The organism is Desulfocurvus sp. DL1XJH-121 (genome assembly GCF_054819825.1).
In genome coordinates, this window is sequence record NZ_JBTVWW010000025.1 from 18,977 (window position 1) to 43,060 (window position 24,084).

Below are 24,084 nucleotides of genomic sequence, written 5' to 3' on the forward strand. Positions count from 1 at the left end.
CCCTCCCCTAGACCATGAGTGATTTGACGCGCACGTCTTCGAGCATGCCCAGCTTGCCCGTGAGGGCGCCCAGCTCGTCGGTGGTGGCCTCGATGATCAGGCCGATGACGCTCATGCCCCGTTCGCGGAAGGGCATGCCCAGGCGGCCGACGATGATGTCGCCGAATTCAGTGAGTAGTTCGTTGACCTTGGGAGCGGATGCCTGGCGGTTGCCCACGATGATGCCGATGATGCCGATACGCTTGTCCATGGGACCTTCCTCGTGGTTTGCGTACGGCCGGAGGCGAGGGCGCGGGGCGCCGCCAAGGATGGCGGGAATCCCGCCCTGGGGTCAGACCATGTCCTCGCCTCAGGCCGAATTCGCTGTGGGGGTGTCTACTCAACCGTTTTTCAACAGTAAGCTCCCCTGTAGCGGCGTATTGAGTACGTGTCAAGAAATCATAGTACAAAATGCATATAAAAACAAAAAAAGTATGCACACGGCGAGGCCGGTGCATGGACGCGGGGCGCTATATGGCAGGGGAAACGGGGAAAATGGCGAAGGGAGGGAAGCGCGCATTCGGCCCTTGGTTCAGAAGCATCCTCGCCTCAGGCCGCGTCGCTTGCGTGTCTACAGGGCGAACTTGAAGCCTTTATCCTTCAAGGCCTTCACCCTGGCGCTGCGGTCCACGTAGTGGGTGTGCAGCAGGCGGTGGGACATGTGTCCGCAGGGGCCCTCGTGCAGGAAGCCCTTCTCATGGTCGTAGATCTTCTTGACCATGGGGTTGTCCTGGGACTTGCGGAGCTTGTATACGTTGGCGTCGGTCTTGTAGACGGACTGCTGCCTGAGGCCCACGAAGTTCATGGCCGCGGCGCAGGCCTGACGGGTCATGTTGAACCCGAGGACCGAGTAGCCCGCCAGGATGCCGGCGGTCTTGATGAAGCCGCGACGGGACATGACGGCGAAGTTGCTCATGATGTCTCTCCTCGGTTAGGAAACCTTGCGCGTGCGGAAGCGCTTGTTGATCTGGGCGATGGTGCTGCGGAACAGGGAGGCCCGGACTTCGGGATCCAGGGGCTGTCCGCCGCCGTTCACGCATCCGCCGGGGCAGGTCATGATCTCGATGAAGTGGTAGGGGGACTTGCCCGCGCGCACTTCCTCGCAGAGCTTGGCCGCATTGGCGAGCCCGCTGGCCACGGCCACCTTCACGGTGCCGAAGTTCGGAACCTTGACGTCGGCGGTGTTGATGCCCTCGTGGGTGCGCACCACCTTGATGTCCGGGTTGCCCAGCTTCTGGCCGGAGAGGACCTCGTAGGCCAGGCGCAGGGCCGCTTCCATCACGCCGCCGGAGTTGCCGAAGATGGTTGCGGCGCCGGTGGACTCGCCGAGCACCGGGTCGGGATCCACGGAGGGCAGGCTGTTGAAGTCGATGCCCGCCTTCTTGATCATCCAGGCCAGCTCACGGGTGGTGATGGTGGCGTCGATGTCGCGGAAGCCGCTGTCTTCCATCTCGGGCCGCATGCCTTCGTACTTCTTGGCGATGCAGGGCATGATGGACACGGTGTACATCTTCTGGGCCGGGCTGTGGGTCTCGTGCGCACCGTAGGTCTTGGCCAGGGGGCCGAGCATGCCGATGGGCGACTTGCAGCTGGAGACGTGGGGCAGGATGTCCGGGTAGAAGGTCTCCACGAACTTCACCCAGCCCGGGCAGCAGGAGGTGAACTGGGGCAGGGGGCGCGCATGGGGCTTGCCCTGCTCCTGCACCCGCTGGATCAGCTCGGTGCCTTCCTCCATGATGGTCACGTCGGCCGTGAACTCGTTGTCCCACACGTAGTCGAAGCCGAGCTTCTTCAGCGCGGCGTGCATCTGGCCGCCCACGTACGCGCCCGTGGGAGCGCCGAAGCACTCGCCCAGGCCGTAGCGCACCGCAGGGGCGGGCATGGAGACCACGACGGTCTCGGGATCGCGCAGCTTCTCGAAGATCTCGTCCACGTAGGACACGCCTTCGTAGATGGCGCCGAAGGGGCAGTTGACCAGGCACTGGCCGCAGTTCATGCAGGCGGCGGGGTCCACGACCGCGCGGATGCCGTCCGCATTGATGGACTGGATGGCCCCGGTGCCGCAGACCTCTTCACACGTGCCGCAGGCTTCGCACTTGGTCGGGTCGACCTGTACGAAGAAGATGCTGTTGGGGTCGACGCCGTTGGGGGCGTTCGTTTGACAGAAAACGCCTTCGATCTCCCTCATGGTTCCCTCCTTTTCGGGTTGTATTGGGGAAAGGTCCACCGGGGTAATGGGCGGGCTTTTCGCCCTGCAGCCAGCCATGGGCAACACCTCCTGATTCGGAACGCCGGGTGGCGGTCCATTGTTTAACACGGAATTTGTTTGGATAACACGATTTGGCGATAATCTGAGAAAACGTATTGTGTCAATACCTATCAGAGGATTTTCCGTGTCTTCCGTGCCTTGCCAATCCTTTGCGCATGGGGCATGAAGCCCGCACGGCCGCGTCACGCGGCGCACGGCGGAGGGAGGACCCAATGGCCAAGAAAATTCGCGCGGATCAGCTGGTTTACGACCTGGGCTTGGCCGAAAGCCGGGAAAAGGCCAAGCGCCTGATCATGGCGGGGCAGGTGAACATGGACCGCGACGGTTCCATGGTGCGCGTGGACAAGCCCGGGCAGCAGCTTTCTCCGGGCACGCATCTGGAGGTGGAGGGCGGCCGCCGCTGGGTTTCGCGCGGGGCGCACAAGCTGCTCACGGCCATCGAGGCCTGGGGCATCGATCCCACGGGCAAGGTCTGCCTGGACGCGGGCGCGTCCACGGGCGGCTTCACCCACGTGCTCCTGGAATACGGTGCCGAGCGCGTGTACGCCGTGGACGTGGGCTACGGCCAGCTGGACGCCAGCCTGCGCGGCGACCCGCGCGTGGTGAACCTGGAGCGCACCAATCTGCGCACCGCGACCGAGGACCTGATCCCCGAGCCCGTGGACCTGGTGGTGGCGGACGTGTCCTTCATTTCCCTGACCCTGGTGATGCCCCCGTGCATGCGCTTCCTGCGCCCCGGCGGCGAGGTGGCCGCCCTGGTCAAACCGCAGTTCGAGGTAGGCCCCGGGGGCACGGTCAAGGGCGTGGTGCGCGACGAGGCCCTGCGCCGCGAGACCGTGGACAGGGTGACGGGGTTCCTGGTCGAGGAGTTGGGGCTGGAGTTCGTGGGCGAGGTGCCGTCGAAGATTAAGGGGCCCAAGGGGAACCAGGAGTATATCGTGTATTTGCGGAAACCTGGAGTGGAAGAGTCGTAGCGCAAAACCAAGCGTGCCCTCCCGCCCTCCCGCCGCGTTCCGCAACAGGTATGAGGGGGTGGTATGGGGGGAGGGTATGCAGTGCTGCGGGCGCGAGGCGCGGGAGAGGCGCGCTCCCTTCGAAGGATTTCCCCCGCCGCGCGTCTTCGCCGCAGGGGCGGGACAAATCCAGGCGGTCGCGAGCCTCTCCCGCGCCACGCGCTGGGCATTGGCGGAGAGCCTCCCCGACCCGAGAACGCGACAGTAAAAAGAAGAAGTATCCTACCTGACGATGGGGCGGGGGATCATGCGGAAAAGTACTTCCCCCATGACGCGGCATCACCTGTGCCGCGACACGAGGGTACATATCATTGGGGAACCGCACCACCGCGACCGCCCAGCGCCCCAGGCGGGTGCGGGGGGCGCAGCGACCTGGGTGGCAACCCCCGAAGCGAAGCCCCCTGTACCCGCCTGAGACGCGGCCGCGTCACCTCCCCCAACACTCCCGACAAACCAACGCCCTACCCGCGAGGGAACGCGGCGGGAGGGGAGGGAGGGCACAATTGGTTTTGCACTACGACAAAACAAGCCCCGCCTCCAACCAGGAGCGCGGGGCTCGATTCATACGCCTGAAGCCTTCTCCTCTCCCGTCATACCCCATTCAATACCGCTCCCCCACAGCCGCATCCATGGGAAACGCCTCCTCGATCCGCGTCAAATCCTCCCCATCCAGAACGACTTCCACCGCGCCGACGTTCTGCTCCAGGTGGGCGCTGCGCCTGGTTCCAGGGATGCCCACGATGTCCCCGCCCTGGGCCAGGACCCAGGCCAGGGCCAGCTGCGCCGGGGGCACACCCTTGTCCCGGGCGATTTCCGTGATGTGCTCCACAAGCACGAGATTTTTGTCGAAGTTTTGGCCCGTGAACCGGGGATTGGTGCGCCGCCAGTCGTCTTCCGCCAGGTCCTCGAACCGCCTGATCTGCCCCGTCAGGAACCCCCGCCCCAGCGGGCTGTAGGCCACGAAGCCGATTCCCAGTTCGCGGATGGCGGCGAATATCTCCTGTTCCGGCTCCCGGCTCCAAAGCGAATATTCGGTCTGCAGGGCCGTGATGGGGTGCACCGCGTGGGCCCGACGCACGGTGTCCGGATCGGCCTCGGACAGCCCCAGGTGCCGCACCTTGCCCGCCGCCACCAACTCGGCCATGGCCCCGACGGTCTCCTCGATGGGCACGTCCGGGTCGACGCGGTGCTGGTAGTAGAGGTCGATGTGCTCCAGTCCCAGGCGCTTGAGCGAGGCGTCGCAGGCCGAGCGGACGTATTCGGGCCTTCCGTTGAGGCCCAGGAATTCGCCCTGTTCGTTGCGCTGGACCCCGAACTTCGTAGCCACCACCATCTTGTCCCGCCGGTCCGCGAGGGCCTTGCCCACTAGCGGTTCATTGGTGAACGGCCCGTACATGTCCGCCGTGTCGAAGAAGTTGACGCCCAGTTCCACGGCCCGGTGGATGGTGGCGACGGACTCGCCCTCGTCGCGCGGGCCGTAGAAATCGGACATGCCCATGCAGCCCAGGCCGACCGCCGAAACATGCAAATCGCTCTTTCCCAGGGTGCGGTACTTCATGGCTCCGTCTCCTAGCCCCGGCGGGCGGTTGCTTCAATTTCCCACGCGCCGCAACAGCTCCGCCAGCGCCTTGAGGTGCGCCTTTTCCTCGCCCGCCAGGCGCAGCAGCAGGTCCCGGGCCTCGGCGTCGTCCACCTCGCGGGCGTGGCGCATGTACAGGTCCAGGGCCTGGGCCTCAAACATCATGCCCGTCTCCACGACGTTCACGGGCGAGTTCAGGAGCGCGGGGTTCCGCTTCATGAACTCCTCGGCCGTGAGCCCGCCCTCCAGGGGCTTGTCCCCGCCGTCCAGCCGCGATTCCAGGAAGGCCGGGTCCAGGTCGCGCCCGGCCAGGCGGCGGTGGATGATGAGCAGCATGGTCTTGTGCCGGTCCTCGAAACCCGCGAGCTTGCGCAGGGTGTCGGCGGTGTCGGCGTCCCCGGCCTTGTCGGCCATGGCCGTGTAGAACGCGCCCAGGTTGACCTCCATGCGGCAGGCCAGGGCGATGATCCGCTCCAGCGAGGTGTCGGCGGGGAAGACCGCCAGCCCTGTGGGGGCCGGGCCAGCCGCCGCGGCGCCCTCCCAGGCGTTCATGCCGCCCATGAGGTTCAGGACCGGGGCGAAGCCCTGCCCGGCGAGCAGCCCCGAGGCCGCGCCGCTGCGGTGGCCCGAGCGGCAATAGGCCAGCACGGGCCTGTCCCGGGGCACCTCGCCCAGGCGGTCGGCGAGCTGGGACAGGGGGATGTGCAGGGCCCCGGGCAGGTGGGCCTCGGCGTATTCCCAGTCCTCGCGCACGTCCAGGACGGTCTGCTCCCCGGGGTTGCGGGACTGGAGATATTTCCGGGCCTCGTCCGGGGCGATGGTCGTGAAGGTATCCTGCATCCGTTTGATTCCTTTGGCGGTTTGTTTGTCCTGGAGCGCACGATACCACCATCGGAGGCCGGGTTCCAGGGGCCTGCGGGGATTTGCCCTTGTCCCCGGCCCAGGGTATATACGACCCTTTGCCGCATCATCCACAGCGAGGTCAGCATGCGCCTGTATACGCCACGCCTGGTTTTCCTTTATCAAGCCCTGATGCTCGGGGCCCTGGCCCTGGCCCTAGCCTGGACGGTGAACGCCAACCGTCCGGACTCCCTGCCCTGGCTCGGGGCCGGTCCGGCTCCGTCGGCCGACGCCGAGGCCGTGCCCTCGGCCCCGGAGATCGGCGTGGACGAGGCCATGGCGCTCTTTGCCGGGGGCACGGCCGTGTTCGTGGACGCGCGCTACGCCGAGGACTACGCGGCCGGGCACATCCCCGGCGCGGTGAACGTGCCCATGGGGCTGTTCGAGGACGAGATCGCCGCCATTCTCGGGCCCCACGGCCGCGACGCCCAGTACGTGGTCTACTGCACCTCCGAGTCCTGCCCCCTGGCCGCCGAGCTGGCCCTGGCCCTGGGGTTCATGGAATATTCCGACGTCAGCGTGTTCACGGGCGGCATGGCCGCCTGGACCGCCGCCGGGGGCGAAGTGGAGGTGGCGCAATGAATTTCGTGAGCGCGCTTTTCCGCATGGCCTTCGGCCTGATGTTCGTGGCCGCCAGCGTGAGCAAGATCCTGTATCCCGCCGAGTTCGCCCTGGTGGTGGTCAACTACCAGATCCTGCCCGACATGCTCGTCAACCCTCTGGCCCTGGCCCTGCCCTGGGTGGAGCTGGTCTGCGGCCTGGCCCTGCTCACCAACTGCTTCGCGCGCGGGGCGGCCGCGATCCTGAACCTGCTGCTCCTGGTCTTCCTGGGGGTCTTGTGGTTCAACGTCTCGCGCGGGCTGGACGTGGCCTGCGGCTGCTTCACGGTCCGGCCCGAGGCCCAGGGCGACATGATCCAGTCGGCCGTGCGCGACACCGCGCTCCTCGCCGTGGGTCTTGTGGTGCTCTGGCGGTCCTTTGCCGAGGCCCCCGCCGGAAGGCGCGGGCCCGCGCCCGTGGCCGGGGAGCCGGAACCCGCGCCCGCAGCGGACGACGCTCCCGCGTCCGCCGGGGACGAGTGGGGCGCCTTTGCGGGACGGCCCGCCGAGGCCGCGAACGGGCCCGAAGAGGTGGAAGAGCCCGGCGAGCCCATCCCCATGGGCCCCGCGCCCGAGGACGACGCGCCCGGGGAGGCCGAGGCCGAGCAGAGCGCGGAGCCCGAACCGGCCGCCGATTCGGCTGACGAAATTGTTTTTGAGGCAGCTGCCGAACCGCCTGCCGAAGAGGTTCCGGAGGCCGAGGTCGCCGGGGAGCCGGTCGAAGCCCCGGGAGAGCCCGTCGCCGAGACGGAGCCCGGGATGAAAGTTGCTCCGGAAGAGCCCGCAGCCCAAGACGCGGAATTCGTGTTCTCCGAGGCGGGCGAAGCGGACGAAGAACCCGCCGGGGCTGCGGACGCGCCCGCCGGGGCGTCAGAAACCAAAGGGGATTTCGTGTTCGAGGACGAGGCCGAGGCCCGGGACGGCGCTGCCAAGGGCTAGCCTTGACTGGATTGTTTTCACGACCGGGGCCGGGCGACCGGCCCCGGTTTTTTGCGCCCGGGAAACCGGAGCCGTGGCGTTCCCCTTCGCCCCTGCGGCCCGCGCGGATGGAAGGGGAGAACTCCCCGGAATTTGTTCGCACTTTGAGTTGACATCGTGACACGAAAGGAGCGAAATATGAACGTGCAACGCATGGAATCGACACGATGCGGCTCGGAAGGGCGGGGCGGGGTGGAACGCCTGGCTCCCGAGGTCTGCGGCCGCTCCTGGATCATCGAGCGCACCGGGGACCTGGAAACCCTCTGGGACGGCATCGGCCAGGACGACTTCGGGGACGACGAGCGTTTGCCCTACTGGGCGGAGCTGTGGCCCTCCAGCCTGGCCCTGGCCGGGTGGCTGCAGGCCCACGCCCGGGAGATCGAGGGCCGGGCCTGCGTGGACATGGGCTGCGGCCTGGGGCTCACGGCCCTGGTGGGCGCCTGGCTGGGCGCGCGGGTGGCGGCCTTCGACTACGAACTGGCCCCCCTGGGATTCGCCGCGAACAACGCCCGCCTGAACGGCGTGCCTTCGCCCCTGTGGCTGCAGATGGACTGGCGCGCCCTGGCGCTCAGGCCCGGGTGCGCGTTCCGCGTCTGGGGCGGGGACGTGGTCTACGAGCGGCGGTTCATCGAGCCGGTGATCCGTTTCCTGGACCTGGCCCTGGCCCCCGACGGCGCGGCCTGGATCGCCGAGCCCGGGCGCAACCTGGGGCCGCCCTTCATAGCGGCCGTGGGCGGAGCCGGGCTGGCCTGCGAGCGGGCCGAGACCAGCCGTTTCGAGCACGAGGACCACATGGTGACCGTGCATATTTTGGAAATCAGCCGTCCATAGCGGACGGCCGCGCGCGCCTTGACTTGGGCCGCCGCATTGTTCATGAACACCAACCCGGAGGAAACGACATGGGCAAGACCATCCGCTTCGGCGTGTCCCTGGATTCCGATCTTTTGGACAAGTTCGACGCCTTGTGCGAGGAGCAGAGCTACCAGACCCGCTCCGAGGCCATCCGCGACCTGATCCGCAACACCCTGGTCAAGAAGGAGTGGGAGGACACGGACCGCGAGATCGCCGGGACCCTGACCATGGTCTACGATCACCACCAGAGCCAGCTGGCCCAGCGCCTCACGGAGCTGCAGCACGAGGCCCACGAGGTGATCCTGAGCTCCCTGCACGTGCACCTGGACCACAGCAACTGTCTGGAAGTCCTGGTGCTCAAGGGCCAGGGCGAGGTGGTGCGCCGCCTGGGGCAGAAGCTCATCTCCACCAAGGGCGTCAAGCACGGCAAGTTGAGCCTGACAACCACCGGCGAAGAAATCATCTAGGCAGGCCGCCCAAAAACAGCGATCTGCGGCGTCGCTTCGCTGCTGCGGAAAATATAAACCCTCGCTTACAGGGAGTACGCGTCGGTCTTATATTTTCCTTGCGCCTTGCATCTCAGCGAAGCGCTATTTTTGAACGGCCTGCGAAAAAAGTTTTTTTCAACAACCCGTTAAGGCCGGACACGAGGATTCAATGAAGGACGTTCAGAGCGGGCCCGCGGACGTGGCCCTGCCCATCGACCGCGTGGGCGTGACCAACATCGCCCTGCCCGTGCGGGTGCGCACCCGCGACGGCGACGACATCCGCCACACCGTGGCCCAGGTGGACCTCTACGTGGACCTGCCCGCGCACTTCAAGGGCACGCACATGAGCCGGTTCATCGAGGCCCTGGGCGGCTGGACAGAGGCCTTGGACTACATGAGCTTCAAGACGCTCCTGCAGTCCGTGTGCGATCGGCTCCAGGCGCGGCGCGCGCATATCCACTTCCGGTTTCCGTATTTCCTGAAGAAGGCCGCCCCGGCCAGCGGCAGCAGCGCCAGCATGGACTATCGCGTGGACCTCTCGGGCGAGCTTGAGGACGGCCGCCTGGTCTGGGGCCTGGGCGTGGAGGTGCCGGTGATGACCGTGTGCCCGTGCTCCCTGGCCATCTGCGAGAACGCGGCCCACAGCCAGCGGGCCATCGTGCGCATCCAGACGCGGCATACCGGCTTCCTCTGGATCGAGGACCTCATCGCCATCGCCGAGGCGGCCGGGTCCTCGCCGGTCTACGCGCTCCTCAAGCGCGAGGACGAAAAGGCCGTGACCGACGCGGCCTTCGCCAACCCGGCCTTCGTGGAGGACGTGGTACGCGCCGCGGCCCGCGCCTTGGAGGAGCACCCCCAGGTGCGCTGGTTCACGGTGGAGGTGGAGAGCCAGGAATCCATCCATAATCACAATGCCTTCGCGAGCATTGAAAGCGGTACGCGGATATGAGATAATGGCCCTGCGGCCCGAGGGTTTTGCTCGGCCGCCGGAGGAAACCCGCCATGATCCAGACCATGGACACGGCGCTTTCGGCCCTGAACGCGTTTTCCGTTTCCCAGGCCGTCACCGCCAACAACATCGCCAACGCGGCCACCAACGAGTTCGATCCCTCGCGCGTGACCTACGAGGATCGCCCGGACATGGGCGGCGTGGCCGTGTCCGAGGTGCGGGAGATGGATGTCCAGGCCCCCCTGGTGCAGACCATCGTGCCCGGCGACCCGTCCGTGCAGTACGTGGAGGCCTCGGGCACGGACATCGCCACGGAAATGGTCACCATGATGGTCAATGAGCGGGCCTACGAGGCCAACGCGGAAGTCGTCCGCACCCAGGACGAGATGCTCGGGACCCTGCTGGATGAACTGGTCTAGCTCCGCCTTGCATGTTTTTTCCCCGGGGATTCGCCCCGGCAGTTTCGCCGCCGCGCTCTGCGCGGTTTTTTTGTTTTTTCGGCCCGCCCCAGATTTCGTGGCCGGGGAAAGGATTCATAAAAAATCTAGAAGTTTTCTTGACAATCCGTCAGAAGATTGACAGCAAAGTGGGTAGGCATGCAGGCGGAAACTTCCTTCCCGCCGCTGGCCGCCCGGAGTGCAGATGGATATAGACACCAGGGGCATCATCGGACGCAGCCCCGCATTGCTGGAAGTTTTCACCATCCTCGCCAAGGTTGCGCCCACCGAGAGCACCGTGCTCATCACCGGCGAATCCGGCACAGGCAAGGAACTGCTCGTGCGCGCCCTGCACGACAATTCACGCCGCGCGGACAAGCCCTTCGTGCCCATCAACTGCGGCGCGATCCCCCGCGAGTTGCTGGAGTCGGAACTCTTCGGACACGAGAAGGGCGCCTTCACCCACGCCATCCGTTCGCGCTCGGGCCGCTTCGAGCTGGCCGAGGGCGGGACCATATTTCTGGACGAGATCGGGGAGCTGGATCTCTCCCTGCAGGTCAAGATCCTGCGCGTGCTGCAGGAAAAGGAATTCGAGCGCGTGGGCGGCACGGGCACCAAGAAGGCCGACGTGCGCGTGGTGGCGGCCACCAACCGCGACCTGGAGGAGGAGGTGGGCAAGGGCGCGTTCCGCGAGGACCTCTTCTACCGCCTGAACGTCATCCCCATCACCCTGCCGCCCCTTCGCGAGCGCGGCGACGACGTGCTGCTGCTGGCGGACTTCTTCATGGAAGGCTTCTGCCGCACCCGGGAGGAGGGGCCCCTCTCCATCGCCGACGAGGCCCGGGACATGCTGTTGCGCTACAACTGGCCGGGCAACGTGCGCGAGCTGGAGAATCTCATGGAGCGCATGTCCATCCTCTGCGACGGCCCGGTGGTGGCCCCCGACGACCTGCCCGTCAAGATTTGGGAGAACCTGGGCGAGAAGAAGGCCATGCGCCCGGTGATGGTCCGGGCGGGCTTCGCCTGGCCCACCTTGCAGGACATGAAGGACAAGGACATGGACCTGAAGGACTTCATGGATACCATGGAGGAGCGGCTGCTGCGCGAGGCCTTGCGAAACGCCGACGGCGTGAAGAACCGGGCTGCCGAGCTGCTGGGCATCAAGCGCACGACTTTGATCGAGAAGCTCAAGAAGAAAGGAATTCAATAGGTTGTCTGTACGTCAGGGGTGTTCCAGCGGCGGCCGTCGTCCGGGAGCGCCCTCGGGGAGGAGACTTCCCGGCCCACCGGGGGGCGTGGAATTTTCCGGCGGATGGATAGCCGTCCCAGGCATTTAGCATGGACCTTGCATGGGATATGCCGTGAGTTCGCATACCTGGCGCAGGTTCGCCTGCCTTCTGCTCCTGACGGGGATTCTTTCCCTCGTCCTTCCCGCGTCCGCTGGTGCGGTGGTCTACAGTTTCGGCCAGCATCCGGACAAGGAGCGCCTGGTCCTGGATTTCAAGGGCAAGGTCCCCCCGTACAGCGTTGCGCGCACGGGCAGGCGGGAGCTGACCCTCTCGGTTCCCGGCGGCGGCCTGGGCGCACCCGGCGGCACGCCCGACCTCGGCGGTTCCCGCTTCGTGTCCGGCGTGCGCGCCCGGGGCGGGAACGTGGTGGTCACCCTCAAATCCGACGCCTTCGGCTACGTGGCCTTCGCCCTGGAGGACCGGGGCAAGGTCGTTCTGGACGTCTTCGCCGATCCCCTGGGCGCGCGCTGGAAGGCGGAAGCGCCCGCGCAGGCCGCCCCCGCCGAGGTCGCGCAGGCCGCCCGGCCCGAGCCTCCCGCCGCGCCCGAGGCCCCCAGGGCCGAGCCCGCGCCAGCGGCCCAGGCCGCCGAAGCCGCACCGGCGCAGCCCGAACCCGTCCAGGCCGAGGCCGAAACTCCCAGGACCGCGCCCGAGGCCCCGCAGGCCGCGCCCGAGACGCCCGAAATTTCCATCGCCTCCCCCGAACCCGCCCGGGCCCCGGTGGCCCGCGTGCCCGTGGCTCGGCAGGGCAGGGCCGTGCGCCTGCCCAATGTGTTCCGGGGCCGTGTGCTGCGCCCGGGCGAGGAAGCGCCCGCCCAGGGCTTCGAGGTGGCCCAGGCCCCCGCCGCCTCGGCCGCGGATTCCGCCGCTCCCCCGGCTCTCGCCGCTCCTGATTCCGAGGCCCCGGCGCCCAGCGTGCGCCGTCGCCTGACGCCCCCCGGCCAAGCGCAGCCCGCGTCTCCCGAGGCCCCCGCGTCCCAGGGGGCCGCTCCCGCTGCTCCCGCCGCCCAGGCCCCCGAGGCCCCGGGGCAGCGCGAGGTGGTCAAGCGGCTGGTGAAGAATCTCCTGGAGGGCAAGGGTTCCGCCTTCCGTGGCGCTGTGCCCGGGTCCGACGAGGCCCTGAGCGACGTGCGCCGCCGCCTGGACGCCGCGGGCAAGGGCCCCCTGGAGGGCGAGTCCGACATCCAGCCCACGGATTCCCCCCTGCCGCAGCCCGACGCCGAACAGGCCGCCGCGCCCCCGGCCCCCGGGGAGCAGCCTGCCCCGGCCGAGGCTCCGGCCGCCGAGGCCGTCGCCCCCGAGGGGCAGGACGCCGCCGCCGAAGCCGCCGCCCCCGAGGGGCCCAGCGCGGCCGAGCAGGCGCGCCAGACAGCCCTGGAGGACATCTTCTATTCCGCCCAGGTGGCCCAGAGCAACGGGGACCACGAGAACGCCCTCAAGGAGCTGGGCACGCTGCTGGCCCAGCCCGACCTGAAGCCCGAGATGCGCGAAGAGGCCATGTACATGAAGGCCGACATCCTCTACTCCAAGTACAAGGACGATCTGGAGGGGAACTTCGACGAGATCAACGGGGCCTACGAGGCGGCCGTGAACTTCAACCTCGACTCCTGGCGCGTGCCCGCCGCGCTGCTCAGGCGCGGGGTCACCAACCTGAAGGTGGGCAACATCCCCGAGGCCGAGGCCTATTTCCGCATCCTGCGCTCCAAGTTCAAGGGCGACCCCAACGTGCCCCTGTCCTACTACTACTGGGGCGACCACTACTTCCGCCAGGGCGATTTCCAGAAGGCGGCCGATGAGTTCCAGTACCTGGTGCAGGTCTTCCCGGACAGCAAGTTCGTGCGCGAGGCCTCCATCGGCCTGGCCCGCTCCCTGCGCAAGCTGGGCTACGACAAGCAGGCCTTCCAGATCGTGGACTACATCGAGAAGCGCTGGCCGCGCTTCTATGTGGAGTTCCCGCCCTTCCTGCGCCTGCTGGGCGACGCGGCCTACGCCGTGGAGGACTTCGAAAAGGCCAAGAACGACTACTGGACCTACTACAACATCGACCCCAACGGCGACGAGGCCGACATCATCCTGGCCAAGCTGGGCGACATCTACGTGCGCACGGGCAGGGAACTGGCCGCGCGCGAGGTCTACGACAAGGCCCTGGCCGACTTCCCGGACCGCGAGGGCGGGCTCATCGCCAAGATGCGCCTGGCCGAGGAGGGGATCTACGACGAGCCCACGGTGGAGCAGATGTTCACGGTCTTCGACCGGCCCATGAACCTCAAGCCCGCCCAGATCTACGAGCAGATCATCAAGGAGCACGCGGACAGCCCCCTGGCGCCCCTGGCCCAGCTCAAGCTGGGCATGTGGCACCTGTGGAACAACAAGTTCGTGGACGCCATGGGCGCGGTGGAGGACTTCGAGAAGCGCTTCCCGTCCAGCAACCTCGCGGACCGCGCGCGCAGCGTGGGCGTGAAGGCCTTCGGCCGCATCGTGGGCACGCTCATCAGCGACGAGAACTATCCCAAGATCGTGGACCTCTGGGAGGAGCACGCGTTTTTGCGCGACAAGGCCGCCGAACTGGAGCCCTCGGCCAAGCTGGCCCTGGCCCTGGCCTTTTTCAAGCGCGGACGGCCGGGCACGGCCCTGGACGTCATCATGCCCTTCCTGCGCGAGGAGCAGGTGCCCGAGTTCTCGGAGATGGCCATGAGCCTGGCCCTGTCCATCTTCGTGGAGAACCAGGCCTGGGAGCGCGTGCTGGAGGTGGCCGAGGCCGTGAAGCCCTGGGAGATCGCCTCCCGCTACAAGCGCGAGCTGGATTACGCCCAGGCCCTGGCCCTGGAGAACCTGGGCCGCTTCGAGGACAGCCGTCCCCTGTGGAACACCCTGGTCCAGGACCGCGACCTGGACGACAGGCAGCGGGCCTACGCCGTGTTTTTCCTGGCCCGGGACGCCCTGGCCAAGGAGGACTACCGCACGGCCTACGACTACGCCCAGGACGCCTACGAGACCCTGGTCGCCGAGGACACGGACCAGGCCAAGATTCGCGAATGCCTGGCCATCCTCACCGACGTCACCGAGCGCTCGGCGCGCTTCCGCGAGGCCATCAAATGGGCGGACCTGTACAAGAAGCGCCTGCCCGAAGGGGACCCGGGCCGCCAGGCCCTGGACTACCGCATCGCCGGGCTCTACCGGCGCGGCGGGGACACGGGCAAGTGGCGCGAACTCCTCACCGAGTTGTCCAAGGAGGGCGCGGGCACCCTCTACGGCCGCATGGCCGCCTCGGACCTGGAGATGGAGGCCATCCAGCGGGAGTCCCAGCAGTACATCCCCGACGCCAAGTTCTAGCCCCGATCCTTCCTTTTTCGCGCAGGGTTTCGCCTCGGCCCGCGTTAGTATTTCCAGGAGGCGTTCCCCTTCCCCCCCGCGCAAGCGGAGCGTATGATGGGGGCCTGACCGGTCCACCAGGGAGGCGCATCATGGACAGACATCCCGTCGTGGCGGGGCAATTCTACACCGCGGACCCCGGGGCGCTGGAGCGCGAGGTGCGTGGCTATCTGGACGAGGCCGAGGCCAAATCCGGCGGGCCCACGCTCCTGGCCATGGCGCCCCACGCCGGGTACGTGTTCTCCGGCTCCGTGGCCGGGAGGACCCTGGGCGCGGCGGAGTTGGCCCCGAGCATCCTGTTGCTGGGCCCCAGCCATACGGGCCGGGGCCGGTCGCTGGCCGTGTGGCCCGAGGGGCGCTGGTTCGCGCCGGGAGGAGGCGTGGACGTGGACGCGGAACTGGCCGGGGCGCTGCTCGCGGCGGATCCGCGTCTTGCGGCGGACGAGCAGGCGCACGGCACGGAGCATTCCCTGGAGGTGCTCGTCCCCTTCCTGATGCAGGCCGCGCCCGGCGCGCGCGTGGTGCCCATGTGCGTGTCCGAGCCCGGCTATGCGGTTCTCGCGGAGGTGGCCGCGAACCTGGCCGGGGCCGTCGAGGCCCTGGCGCGGCCCGTGTCCGTGGTGGTAAGCTCGGACATGAGCCATTACGTGAGCCGCGAACGGGCCCGGGAACTGGATTCCCTGGCCCTGGACGCGGTTCTTGCCCTGGATCCCGAGGCCCTGTACCGGGTCGTGCGCAGCCGGGGCATCACCATGTGCGGCGTCCTGCCCATGGTCCTGGGCCTGCTGCTGGCCAAGGCCATGGGCGCGTCCAAGGCGAGGCTGGCGGCCTACGCCACCTCGGGCGACGTCACCGGGGACAATTCCCACGTGGTGGGCTATGCCGGGGTCCTGGTGAGTTGAGCTGATTCCGGCCCGGGCCGAGCGCCCGGGGGCCGGTGAAGGAGAGATGACGATGAAAAGAGCGATTGCCATGCGCGCCACGGCGCGCCTCGTGCTGGCCAGCATGCTGCTGAGCCTGGTCGTGGGCTGCCAGCCCACGCAACCCCTGCCGCAGCCGCGCAAGGTGGTGGACCCCGCCGAGGTGGCGGGCTCCGTGCAGGAGCCGCGTTGGGACATCGGGGCCATCAACTACGAGCACTTCGGCCAGGGCATGGACTACACCGAGGCCGGGCTTGAGCCCGTGTTCCTGGTGCTCAAGAACAAGAGTCTGCAAAGCCCGGTGGTGCGCGTGGAGGAGGCCCGTGGCGTGGCCGCCGACGGCGAATACCTGCCTTACAGCCTGGACGAGGCCACGCGCCTGGTCTTCGCCTCCGAGACCTTCAAGACCACCACGGCCAACGCGGCCAAGACCGGCGCGGTGGGCGCGGTCCTGGGCGCGGGCCTGGGCGCGCTGGTGGGCTTCATCGGCGGCGGCGACAACATCTGGAAGGGAGCTGCGGTGGGCGCGGCCGGCGGAGCCCTGTTGGGCGGCGCGGCCGGGACCTACGCCAGCTCCGAGCGCGACCTCAAGAACGCCATCCGCCGCGAGCTGGCCGACTACCAGTGGACCGACGAGGCCGTGCCCGCGGACTACACCAAGGTCGGGTATATCTACTTCCCGGCGGACCGGGGCATCGAGAAGGTCAAGCTGGTGCTGCGCGTGGACGGCCAGATCATGCGCTACACCGTGACCTCGGCCCACGTGGACAAGGACGCCAAGTAGGGCGGGGCATATCCATACCAACTGAGAAGGGGCGGGCGACCGCCCCTTTTTCGTGTCTTGCTGCCGGGTTGACGGCTCCGGCGATTGATCTTAGTGTCCGCGCATGGACTTAATGACTGCCTCGGCCCAATCGCGCGCGCGGGAGCAGGCCCGCATCTTCAAGGTGCTGTCCGTGGACACGCGGGTGCGCATCGTGGCGCTGCTCAGGCAGCGGCCCCACTGTGTCAACGCCCTGGCCCGGGTCCTGGACATCACGCCTGCGGCCGTGTCCCAGCATTTGCGCGTGTTGCGCGACGCCGGGGCCGTGGTAGGGGACAAGCAGGGCTACCACGTGCATTACCGGGCCGACGAGGGCGTGCTCAGGGATTGGGCCCGCGTGGCCGGCGACCTGCTCGGCGGGTAGGCGGCTTTTTTTTGAACCTTTAAGAAAGTATCCGCGCGCATGCTTAAATGGATTCGCGCGGGATCGAGGATGCAGATGCAAGCACAGCCGCATGGGCGGCCTCCGCAGGAACGGGCCATCGTGGTGCGCGACCTGGAAAAGAGCTTCGGCGACGTCCAGGCCGTGCGCGGGGTCTCGTTCTCCGTGGCCCGGGGCGAGGTTTTCGGATTCCTGGGGCCCAACGGCGCGGGCAAGACCACGACCATCAACATGCTCACCGGCCTGGCCCGGCCCGACGCGGGCGGCATCGAGCTGGCGGGCGTGGACTGCACGCGCCGTTCGCGCAAGGCCCAGGCCCTGGTGGGCGTGGCCCCGGACGAGAGCAACCTCTACCCGGAGCTTACGGGCTTCGAGAACCTCTGTTTTTGCGGGGCGCTGTACGGCATGGGCCGCTCGGCGCGCGAGGACCGGGCCCGGGAGCTGCTGGATTCCTTCGGCCTGAACCAGGCCGCCGGGCGCAAGTTCCAGGGCTATTCCAAGGGCATGAAGCGCAAGCTGACCCTGGCTGCGGCCATCATGCACGACCCGGGGATCCTGTTCCTGGACGAGCCCTCCACGGGCATCGACGTGGCCAGCGTGCGCCAGATCAGGACCCTCATCGAGGAGCTCAACGCCCGGGGCACCACCATCTTCCTGACCACCCACTACATCGAGGAGGCCGAGCGCCTCTGCGGCCGCGTGGCCTTCATCGTGGCCGGGCGCATCGTGCGCGACGAGCCCCTGGAGGACCTCCTGGCCCCGGTGCGCGGCAGGCACGTCCTGGCCGTGGCCTGCGACCCGATACCCGGGGAGGGCGCGGCCCGGGACCTGGAGGCGGCCTTTCCGGGCTGGTCATGCTCGGTGCAGGGCGACGGGGCCCTGCGCGTGGAGGCCGGGGAGCCCGTGGGAGTGGGGCGGCTGGTGCGCTTTCTGGAGGAGCGCGGCCTGGAGGTGCTGGAGGCGCGCAGGCAGCGGCCGTCCCTGGAGGACGTGTTCGTGGGCGTCACCGGCCTGGCCGCGGCCGACCTGGCCAGGGGCAACGGGACCAAGGGCCCGGGCAAGGGAGGCAAGTCATGAGATCGAGCTTGGTCGCCTTCTGGAACATCCTGGCCAAGGACATGGGCACCTATTACCTCAAACCGCCCAACGTGAGCTGGGGCCTGCTCTTTCCCCTGGCCTGGACGGGCATGTTCTTCATCCGCTCGGGCAAGGGCGTGGACAGCGTGCTCTCGCTGCTGCCCGGCGTGATCTGCCTGTCCATCCTCTTCGGCACCACGTCCATGCTGGCCGTGACCGTGACCTTCGAGAAGAAGCACCGCTCCTTCGAGCGCCTGCTCCTCGCGCCCATCCCCCTGGAGGTGCTGATGTTGGCCAAGACGGGCGGGGCCGTGCTCTTCGGCGTGGCCAACTCCGTGGTGCCCGTGGCCATGGCCTGGTTCCTCACGGACCTTTCGGGGGTGTGCTGGAGCCTGTTCCTGCCCGTGGTGCTGCTCATCGCCATGTCCTCGGCCTTTCTGGGGCTGTTCATCGCGGTGGCCGTCTCCGAGGTCTTCGAGGCCCAGACCTTCTCCAACTTCTTCCGCTTTCCCATGGTTTTTCTCTGCGGCCTGTTCTTTCCGGTGGCCAGCCTGCCCGCGCTGCTCCGGCCCCTATCCCACGTCCTGCCCCTGACCTACGGCGCTGACGTGCTCCACGGGCTGTTCCGGGGGGCCAACGCCATGCCCTACGCCCTGGACTTCGGGGTCCTGGGCCTGTTCTGCCTGGGGCTGTTTATGGCCAGCCTCTGGAACATCCGCCGCCGTTGGATACTCTAGCGGGCCGTCCATAACGGCCTGCGGGGCAAATGAAAACGCCGGGAACGTTTCCGTTCCCGGCGTCATTTGTTGCTTGGGACGAGCGGGGCTTTTAGCGCCTGCCGCCGCGATCGCCGCCGCGTCCGCCACGGTCGCCGCCGCGTCCGCCGCGATCACCGCGTCCGCCGCGATCGCCACGGTCGCCGCGCGGGCGGGAGGGGCGCTTGTCGAAGGTCGAGTAGTCGATGACCTCGCCCCGGGCCTCCATGAGCACGGCCTTGCGCGAGAGGCGCACGCGGCCGTTGGATTCCACTTCCAGGACCTTGACCTTCAGGGAGTCGCCGAGCTTGACCACGTCCGTGACCTGCTCCACGCGCTCCTCGGCCAACTGGGAGATGTGCACCAGGCCGTCCAGGCCGGGCAGGATCTCCACCACCGCGCCGCAGTCGATGACCTTGGTCACGCGGCCCTCGTAGTCCTTGCCCACTTCGGCGGTCTGGTCGTGGTACAGGACCATCTCCTTGGCCTTGGCCATGGACTCCGCGTTGGGCGCGAAGATGAACACGCGGCCGTCGTCCTCGATGTCGATGGACGCGTCCGTGGCCGAGGTGATGGCCTTGATGTTCTTGCCGCCGGGTCCGATGACCGAGCGGATCTTGTCCGGGTTGACCGTGACGATCTCCAGCTGAGGAGCGTACTTGGACAGCTCGGGGCGGGGCTCGGCGATGATCTTGTTCATCTCGCCCAGGATGTGCAGGCGGCCCTGTTTGGCCTGGGCCAGGGCGTTGCGCAGCACGTCCGAGGGGATGCCGGTGATCTTGATGTCCATCTGGATGGCCGTGACGCCTTCGGCGGAGCCGGCCACCTTGAAGTCCATGTCGCCCAGGGCGTCCTCGTCGCCGAGGATGTCCGTGAGCACCAGGTACTCGTCATCCTCCTTGATGAGCCCCATGGCCACGCCCGCAATGGGGTGGGACACGGGCACGCCCGCGTCCATCAGGGACAGGGAGGCGCCGCACACCGTGGCCATGGACGAGGAGCCGTTGGACTCCGTGATCTCGCTCACCACGCGCAGGGTGAAGGGGAACTCGTCCTGGGGAGGCAGGATGGGGCTGATGGCCCTGAGCGCCAGGGTGCCGTGGCCGATGTCGCGGCGGCTGGGGCCGCGCATGAACTTGGCCTCGCCCACGCAGTAGGGCGGGAAGTTGTAGTGGAGCATGAAATGCTTGATGTCATCGCCCACCAGGGAGTCGGTGCGCTGCTCGTCGCGGGTGGAGCCCAGGGTGGCCGTGACCATGGCCTGGGTCTCGCCGCGCGTGAACAGGGCCGAGCCGTGGGTGCGCGGCAGCACGCCCGTCTCGATGTTGATGGGCCTGACCGTGGTCAGGTCGCGGCCGTCGATGCGCACCTTCTCGGTGCGGATGCGGTTGCGCACGATGGTCTTGGTGATGTCCTTGAGCACGTCGCCGACGCAGCGCAGGCGCTTGGGCTCGTCCGGGAATTTCTCGGACAGGGCCGCCATGACCTCGTCCTTGATGGCGTCCTTGGCCGCGTAGCGCTCCTGCTTGCGGGTGATGGCCATGGCTTCCTTGAGCTTGGAAGTGGCGATCTCCTCAACCAGGGTCTTGACCTCGGCGTCCTCCTCGGGCTCGGCGACCTCCTGCTTGGCCACGCCGGCCTGCTCGCGCAGGGCCTCCTGGGCGGCCAGCAGGGGCTGCATCTGCTCGTGGCCCCACTCGATGGCGTCGGCGATCATGGACTCGGGCGCGAACTTGGCCTCGCCCTCGACCATGCACACGGCCTCCTTGGTGCCCGCCACCACGATGGCCAGCTCGCTGGCTTCGCACTGCTCGTAGGTGGGGTTGAACACGAACTCGCCGTTCACGCGGCCCACGCGGCAACCGGCCACCGGGCCCATGAAGGGAATCTTGGAGATGTGCAGGGCGGCCGACGCGCCGCAGATGGCGAGCATGTCGGGATTGTGCTGGTCGTCGGCGGAGTGCACTTGGGCGATGATCTGCACCTCGTCGCGGAACCCGTTGGGGAACAGCGGGCGGTGCGGACGGTCGATGAGGCGGCAGACCAGCACCTCGCGCTCCGAGGGGCGGCCGATCTCGCGGCGGAAGAAGCTGCCGGGAATGCGGCCGGCGGCGTAGGCCAGCTCCTTGTATTCCACGGTCAGGGGGAAGAAGCCCTTGTCCTCGGGCAGGGGCTGGGTCACGACCGTGACCAGGACCACCGTGCCGCCGCATTGGACCCACACGGCCCCGTGCGCCTGCTTGGCGATCTTGCCCGTCTCCAGCACGATCTCGTTGCCGCCGATGACGGCGGACGTGCGGATGGGATTGAGTTCCAGTGTCATTGCTTGTCCTTTGTTAGGGGTATGCGCGGTCTCGGCCGCGCGGGCCCCTGAAAGGACGTGGCTGTAAAGTTGAAAGGATGTGACGTCCTTGGACGCCCCATCGTGGCAACCTCACAGCATCGGCCCTTCAGGGGAACGGGGGCCGCGCGCGCGGCCCCCGATTTTCCTTCTGCTACTTGCGCAGGCCCAGGCGCGCGATGAGATCGCGATAGCGCTGGATGTCCTTGCGCTTGAGGTAGTTCAGCATCTTGCGGCGCTGGCCCACCAGCTTCAGGAGCCCGGTGCGGGAATGGAAGTCCTTCTTGTGCTCCTTGAAGTGGTCGGTGAGGTAGGTGATGCGGTGCGTCAGCAGCGCCACCTGGACCTCCGGGGAACCGGTGTCCCCGTCGCCCTGCTTGTACTCCTCGATGATCCGTGCCTTGTCGTCGGCAGTCATGACCACAGCGATATCCTCCGTCGTTTGGATGCGCCGCCCATCGGCGCGCGGGCCCTTACGCCTCCTGGCGCAGGCCCCTGAGTATGAACCACGACAAACCGCCATCGTCCGGCCGGGCTTCGGCCAGGGCCAGAGGGACGCTCCCGGGGCCCATGAGCAGGGCCCGGTCCCCGGGGGCCGCGTCGGCGCCGGTTTCGGCCACGGGCAGGCGGGCGCCGTTTCGCACCCTGTCCGCCTGGTCGCCGTCCAGCGCCGGTCTCGGCCACTGGGGCAGGGCGTCCGCAAGGGGAATCACCCTGTCCGGGAATCCCTCGGGGTCGGCCAGGACCGTTTCCAGTCCGTGGGCCTGATCCAGCCCGAAGGGATGGCAGTGCTCCCGCGTCAGCGCGGTGAGCATCGCGCCGCACCCTAAGCGTATCCCCAAGCTGTGGACCAGGGACCGTACGTAGGTGCCGGCGCTCACCGTCACACGGAAGCGCACACGCGGAAGCTCCGTTTCCAGAACCTCGGCGTGAAATATTTCAACAGGTTTTATCTTCACCGGGACGTCTTCGCCCGCCCTGACCAGGGCGTACAGGGGCTTGCCCTGATGCTTGGCGGCGGAGACCGGGGGGACCTCCTGGTCCATCCGGCCCGTCCAGGCGAGAATTGCTTCCTTTACATCTTCAGGGGCCAGTAGGTCAAATGGCTTTTGCGTAACGATTTGCCCCTGGCGATCGTAGGTGTCCGTGGCGGTGCCCAGCTCCAGCTCGCCGAGGTAGGTCTTTTTGCCCTCGGTGAGGTAGGGGGCCAGCTTGGTGGCCTCGCCCAACAGCACCAGGAGCACGCCCGTGGCCATGGGGTCCAGGGTCCCGGCGTGGCCGATCTTGCCCTGGTCCAGGCCGCGCTTGATCCGGGCCAGGCAGCCTGCGGACGTGGGGCCCTCGGGCTTGTCCAGGACCAGCAGGCCGTCCAGCTGGTTTCTGCTGCGCTTGCGGCTTCTACCCACGGTCCTCCCCGGGGAACAGATGGCGGGCCGCGGCGTCCAGCACCACGGCCTCGGCCTCGGCCAGGGACGCGTGCACGGTGCAGCCCGCGGCGTTCTTGTGCCCGCCGCCGCCCAGAGCGGCGGCCACCGCCTGCACGTTGACCTCGCCGGAGGAGCGCAGGCTGGCCTTGGTCAGCTCGTCCCCGTCCTCGCGCAGCAGGATGGCCGCGCGCACGCTTTTGACGCGGCGCATGAGGTTGACCAGCTGCTCCGTGTCCTCCTTGCCCGTACCCGTGGTTTCGAGCATCTCCCGGGACACGCGCATCAGGCCCACGGCGCCGTCCATGTGCAGGCTGCAGTCTCCGAGCACCATGGACCAGAGCTTCAGGCGGTTCAGGCTCCACTGGTTCTGGAGCCGGTCGTTGAAGGCCGCCGGGTCCAGGCCCTGGCGCATGATCTCCGCGCAGGCCTCCAGGGTCTCGGGCCTGGTGGAGCCGTAGCTGAAATAACCGGTGTCCGTGACGATGGCCAGGTAGGCCGCCATGCCCAGGCCGCCGGACAGGGGCACGGACAGCTCACGGGCCAGGTCGCAGATCATCGCGCCCACGGCCGCGTAGCGGGGGTCCACCCAGTTCACCTCGGCGTATTCCGGGTTGCCCAGGTGGTGGTCGATGTTCATGCTGCCCTTTTCCGGGAAGCGTTCGCCCAGGGCCGCGCCCAGGCGGGCCTGATCCCCGCAGTCCAGGGCGATGGTCCAGTCGAAGTCCTCGTCGGGCACTTCCGCGACCACGGGGCAGGGCAGGGGCAGCCAGGCGTACTGGTCGGGCAGGCCGGATTCGTTGTAGATCGCCACGCGCTTGCCCAGGGCCTTGAGCAGGAAGCCCAGGGCCGCGCTGGAGCCCAGGGCGTCGCCGTCGGGGCTGGAGTGCGAGGCTATGAGGAAGCTCTCCGCGCCGGAGATGAGCGCGCTAATCGTCCTGGCCGGGCTTGTCATAAACCACGTCCTCCAGGAAATCGTCGCGGCAGAACGCCAGCGTGGGGATGTATTTGCTCTTGAGCTGGCGGCCCAGACGGGAGCGGAAGAATCCGGAGGCCTTTTTCAGGCCCGCTTCGATGGCGGCCGGGTCCGAGCCGGAGGGCGCGGTGTAGAGCACCTCGGCCGTGGACAGGTCCTTGCTCATGCGCACGCCCGACACCGTGACCATGGCCAGGCGCGAGTCCTCGACCTCCGTGGCCAGCAGCTCGGCCACGAGGCGCATGATCTGGTCGCCCATCTTGTGGGCCCTTCGTGAACCTGAAGTATGCATTTCTAGAGGAAATCCTGTGCGTCGTCCCCGGCGTCGCCGGAGCTGAATAGTTCCATTTGGGAGTCCGCCAACTCTTCGCCGGTGGCGGCCAGGGCGTGGGACAGGGCCTTTTCCAGCACGCTCTGCACGCGCCGGGAATCCCCGGACACCGTGACCACGGCCAGGACCAGCCGCTCGTGGCTGTCCTGGGCCTCGGTCTCGCTCACGGCCACGTTGAACTTGTTGCGGAGCTTCTGCTTGAGGCTGGCGGCCACCTGCCGCTTGCCCTTGAGGGAGCGGTTGCCGTGGAGTCTGAACTCAAGCTTCAGAACGCCCAGTATCATATTCCAA

25 protein-coding genes are annotated in these 24,084 nt (G+C 67.7%); 14 read left to right on the plus strand and 11 right to left on the minus strand.

From position 1 onward, the window contains the following. Positions 1-7: 7 nt before the first annotated feature. The 3 genes from ACYYG1_RS14795 to ACYYG1_RS14805 all read right to left on the minus strand — a co-directional run bounded on the left by ACYYG1_RS14795 (position 8) and on the right by ACYYG1_RS14805 (position 2,227). Positions 8-250, minus strand: coding sequence for a TM1266 family iron-only hydrogenase system putative regulator (locus ACYYG1_RS14795; protein WP_461211105.1), 243 nt, complete (start codon positions 248-250; stop codon positions 8-10). A 360-nt stretch (positions 251-610) separates the two neighbouring features. Further along, entirely contained in the window at positions 611-955 is a 345-nt protein-coding gene (locus tag ACYYG1_RS14800; RefSeq protein ID WP_461211106.1) for an iron hydrogenase small subunit, read from the minus strand. Positions 956-970: 15 nt separating this feature from the next. After that, positions 971-2,227, minus strand: coding sequence for a [FeFe] hydrogenase, group A (locus ACYYG1_RS14805; protein WP_461211107.1), 1,257 nt, complete (start codon positions 2,225-2,227; stop codon positions 971-973). 293 nt (positions 2,228-2,520) lie between these two features. Between ACYYG1_RS14805 and ACYYG1_RS14810 the strand changes: the two genes are divergently transcribed. After that, entirely contained in the window at positions 2,521-3,282 is a 762-nt protein-coding gene (locus ACYYG1_RS14810) for a TlyA family RNA methyltransferase (protein WP_461211108.1), read from the plus strand. A gap of 640 nt (positions 3,283-3,922) precedes the next feature. Here the strand turns inward: ACYYG1_RS14810 and ACYYG1_RS14815 are convergent. After that, on the minus strand, positions 3,923-4,879 hold the full coding sequence (locus ACYYG1_RS14815) for an aldo/keto reductase (RefSeq protein WP_461211109.1): 957 nt from the start codon (positions 4,877-4,879) through the stop codon (positions 3,923-3,925). A 33-nt stretch (positions 4,880-4,912) separates the two neighbouring features. Then, complete coding sequence (locus ACYYG1_RS14820; RefSeq protein WP_461211110.1) at positions 4,913-5,740, minus strand: rhodanese-like domain-containing protein; 828 nt, start codon at positions 5,738-5,740, stop codon at positions 4,913-4,915. Positions 5,741-5,887: 147 nt separating this feature from the next. Between ACYYG1_RS14820 and ACYYG1_RS14825 the strand changes: the two genes are divergently transcribed. The 13 genes from ACYYG1_RS14825 to ACYYG1_RS14885 all read left to right on the plus strand — a co-directional run bounded on the left by ACYYG1_RS14825 (position 5,888) and on the right by ACYYG1_RS14885 (position 18,703). Further along, positions 5,888-6,382, plus strand: coding sequence for a rhodanese-like domain-containing protein (locus tag ACYYG1_RS14825; protein ID WP_461211111.1), 495 nt, complete (start codon positions 5,888-5,890; stop codon positions 6,380-6,382). After that, a complete protein-coding gene (locus ACYYG1_RS14830; protein WP_461211112.1) occupies positions 6,379-7,338 on the plus strand; it encodes a MauE/DoxX family redox-associated membrane protein in 960 nt (319 codons plus the stop codon). Before ACYYG1_RS14825 ends, ACYYG1_RS14830 begins: the two co-directional genes overlap by 4 nt. Positions 7,339-7,515: 177 nt before the next feature. Continuing rightward, on the plus strand, positions 7,516-8,208 hold the full coding sequence (locus ACYYG1_RS14835; RefSeq protein ID WP_461211113.1) for a class I SAM-dependent methyltransferase: 693 nt from the start codon (positions 7,516-7,518) through the stop codon (positions 8,206-8,208). A 68-nt stretch (positions 8,209-8,276) separates the two neighbouring features. After that, entirely contained in the window at positions 8,277-8,696 is a 420-nt protein-coding gene (gene nikR / locus ACYYG1_RS14840) for a nickel-responsive transcriptional regulator NikR (protein WP_461211114.1), read from the plus strand. Positions 8,697-8,886: 190 nt separating this feature from the next. Then, on the plus strand, positions 8,887-9,666 hold the full coding sequence (folE2, locus tag ACYYG1_RS14845) for a GTP cyclohydrolase FolE2 (RefSeq protein WP_461211115.1): 780 nt from the start codon (positions 8,887-8,889) through the stop codon (positions 9,664-9,666). A gap of 53 nt (positions 9,667-9,719) precedes the next feature. Beyond that, positions 9,720-10,085 carry a flagellar basal body rod C-terminal domain-containing protein gene (locus tag ACYYG1_RS14850; protein WP_461211116.1) on the plus strand — a complete coding sequence of 122 codons (366 nt, stop codon included), beginning with the start codon at positions 9,720-9,722 and terminating at the stop codon, positions 10,083-10,085. Positions 10,086-10,308: 223 nt separating this feature from the next. Beyond that, a complete protein-coding gene (locus ACYYG1_RS14855; protein ID WP_461211117.1) occupies positions 10,309-11,313 on the plus strand; it encodes a sigma-54 interaction domain-containing protein in 1,005 nt (334 codons plus the stop codon). 151 nt (positions 11,314-11,464) lie between these two features. After that, complete coding sequence (locus tag ACYYG1_RS14860) at positions 11,465-14,725, plus strand: tetratricopeptide repeat protein (protein ID WP_461211118.1); 3,261 nt, start codon at positions 11,465-11,467, stop codon at positions 14,723-14,725. Positions 14,726-14,856: 131 nt separating this feature from the next. Beyond that, the gene (amrB, locus tag ACYYG1_RS14865; protein WP_461211119.1) at positions 14,857-15,666 is read left to right on the plus strand and encodes an AmmeMemoRadiSam system protein B; all 810 of its coding nucleotides are present in this window, start codon (positions 14,857-14,859) and stop codon (positions 15,664-15,666) included. Between the two features lie 52 nt (positions 15,667-15,718). Continuing rightward, complete coding sequence (locus ACYYG1_RS14870) at positions 15,719-16,468, plus strand: YMGG-like glycine zipper-containing protein (RefSeq protein WP_461211120.1); 750 nt, start codon at positions 15,719-15,721, stop codon at positions 16,466-16,468. Positions 16,469-16,571: 103 nt separating this feature from the next. Further along, entirely contained in the window at positions 16,572-16,871 is a 300-nt protein-coding gene (locus ACYYG1_RS14875; RefSeq protein WP_461211121.1) for an ArsR/SmtB family transcription factor, read from the plus strand. Between the two features lie 75 nt (positions 16,872-16,946). Next, positions 16,947-17,966, plus strand: a complete 1,020-nt coding sequence (locus ACYYG1_RS14880) for an ABC transporter ATP-binding protein (protein ID WP_461211122.1) — start codon at positions 16,947-16,949, stop codon at positions 17,964-17,966. Further along, positions 17,963-18,703: an ABC transporter permease gene (locus ACYYG1_RS14885; RefSeq protein WP_461211123.1), complete on the plus strand. Its 741-nt coding sequence runs from the start codon at positions 17,963-17,965 to the stop codon at positions 18,701-18,703. The genes ACYYG1_RS14880 and ACYYG1_RS14885 overlap by 4 nt, the downstream gene beginning before the upstream one ends. A gap of 91 nt (positions 18,704-18,794) precedes the next feature. Here the strand turns inward: ACYYG1_RS14885 and pnp are convergent, their stop codons facing one another. The 6 genes from pnp to ACYYG1_RS14915 form a co-directional block, all read right to left on the minus strand. Continuing rightward, positions 18,795-21,044, minus strand: coding sequence for a polyribonucleotide nucleotidyltransferase (gene pnp, locus ACYYG1_RS14890; protein WP_461211124.1), 2,250 nt, complete (start codon positions 21,042-21,044; stop codon positions 18,795-18,797). Positions 21,045-21,216: 172 nt separating this feature from the next. Further along, entirely contained in the window at positions 21,217-21,486 is a 270-nt protein-coding gene (rpsO, locus tag ACYYG1_RS14895) for a 30S ribosomal protein S15 (protein WP_461211125.1), read from the minus strand. Positions 21,487-21,535: 49 nt separating this feature from the next. Then, positions 21,536-22,468, minus strand: a complete 933-nt coding sequence (gene truB / locus ACYYG1_RS14900) for a tRNA pseudouridine(55) synthase TruB (RefSeq protein WP_461211126.1) — start codon at positions 22,466-22,468, stop codon at positions 21,536-21,538. Next, a complete protein-coding gene (locus ACYYG1_RS14905; RefSeq protein ID WP_461211127.1) occupies positions 22,461-23,441 on the minus strand; it encodes a DHH family phosphoesterase in 981 nt (326 codons plus the stop codon). The genes truB and ACYYG1_RS14905 overlap by 8 nt, the downstream gene beginning before the upstream one ends. Continuing rightward, positions 23,416-23,754: a 30S ribosome-binding factor RbfA gene (rbfA, locus tag ACYYG1_RS14910; protein ID WP_461211128.1), complete on the minus strand. Its 339-nt coding sequence runs from the start codon at positions 23,752-23,754 to the stop codon at positions 23,416-23,418. Before rbfA ends, ACYYG1_RS14905 begins: the two co-directional genes overlap by 26 nt. A 2-nt stretch (positions 23,755-23,756) precedes the next feature. After that, a complete protein-coding gene (locus ACYYG1_RS14915; RefSeq protein WP_461211129.1) occupies positions 23,757-24,077 on the minus strand; it encodes a DUF503 domain-containing protein in 321 nt (106 codons plus the stop codon). Positions 24,078-24,084 lie beyond the last annotated feature (7 nt).

Bases quoted from the DNA above. Each gene is read 5' to 3' on its own strand.
- ACYYG1_RS14795 (WP_461211105.1), bottom strand. From the start codon at position 250: ATGGACAAGCGTATCGGCATCATCGGCATCATCGTGGGCAACCGCCAG.
- ACYYG1_RS14800 (WP_461211106.1), bottom strand. From the start codon at position 955: ATGAGCAACTTCGCCGTCATGTCCCGTCGCGGCTTCATCAAGACCGCC.
- ACYYG1_RS14805 (WP_461211107.1), bottom strand. From the start codon at position 2,227: ATGAGGGAGATCGAAGGCGTTTTCTGTCAAACGAACGCCCCCAACGGC.
- ACYYG1_RS14810 (WP_461211108.1), top strand. From the start codon at position 2,521: ATGGCCAAGAAAATTCGCGCGGATCAGCTGGTTTACGACCTGGGCTTG.
- ACYYG1_RS14815 (WP_461211109.1), bottom strand. From the start codon at position 4,879: ATGAAGTACCGCACCCTGGGAAAGAGCGATTTGCATGTTTCGGCGGTC.
- ACYYG1_RS14820 (WP_461211110.1), bottom strand. From the start codon at position 5,740: ATGCAGGATACCTTCACGACCATCGCCCCGGACGAGGCCCGGAAATAT.
- ACYYG1_RS14825 (WP_461211111.1), top strand. From the start codon at position 5,888: ATGCGCCTGTATACGCCACGCCTGGTTTTCCTTTATCAAGCCCTGATG.
- ACYYG1_RS14830 (WP_461211112.1), top strand. From the start codon at position 6,379: ATGAATTTCGTGAGCGCGCTTTTCCGCATGGCCTTCGGCCTGATGTTC.
- ACYYG1_RS14835 (WP_461211113.1), top strand. From the start codon at position 7,516: ATGAACGTGCAACGCATGGAATCGACACGATGCGGCTCGGAAGGGCGG.
- nikR (WP_461211114.1), top strand. From the start codon at position 8,277: ATGGGCAAGACCATCCGCTTCGGCGTGTCCCTGGATTCCGATCTTTTG.
- folE2 (WP_461211115.1), top strand. From the start codon at position 8,887: ATGAAGGACGTTCAGAGCGGGCCCGCGGACGTGGCCCTGCCCATCGAC.
- ACYYG1_RS14850 (WP_461211116.1), top strand. From the start codon at position 9,720: ATGATCCAGACCATGGACACGGCGCTTTCGGCCCTGAACGCGTTTTCC.
- ACYYG1_RS14855 (WP_461211117.1), top strand. From the start codon at position 10,309: ATGGATATAGACACCAGGGGCATCATCGGACGCAGCCCCGCATTGCTG.
- amrB (WP_461211119.1), top strand. From the start codon at position 14,857: ATGGACAGACATCCCGTCGTGGCGGGGCAATTCTACACCGCGGACCCC.
- ACYYG1_RS14870 (WP_461211120.1), top strand. From the start codon at position 15,719: ATGAAAAGAGCGATTGCCATGCGCGCCACGGCGCGCCTCGTGCTGGCC.
- ACYYG1_RS14875 (WP_461211121.1), top strand. From the start codon at position 16,572: ATGGACTTAATGACTGCCTCGGCCCAATCGCGCGCGCGGGAGCAGGCC.
- ACYYG1_RS14880 (WP_461211122.1), top strand. From the start codon at position 16,947: ATGCAAGCACAGCCGCATGGGCGGCCTCCGCAGGAACGGGCCATCGTG.
- ACYYG1_RS14885 (WP_461211123.1), top strand. From the start codon at position 17,963: ATGAGATCGAGCTTGGTCGCCTTCTGGAACATCCTGGCCAAGGACATG.
- pnp (WP_461211124.1), bottom strand. From the start codon at position 21,044: ATGACACTGGAACTCAATCCCATCCGCACGTCCGCCGTCATCGGCGGC.
- ACYYG1_RS14905 (WP_461211127.1), bottom strand. From the start codon at position 23,441: ATGACAAGCCCGGCCAGGACGATTAGCGCGCTCATCTCCGGCGCGGAG.
- rbfA (WP_461211128.1), bottom strand. From the start codon at position 23,754: ATGCATACTTCAGGTTCACGAAGGGCCCACAAGATGGGCGACCAGATC.
- ACYYG1_RS14915 (WP_461211129.1), bottom strand. From the start codon at position 24,077: ATGATACTGGGCGTTCTGAAGCTTGAGTTCAGACTCCACGGCAACCGC.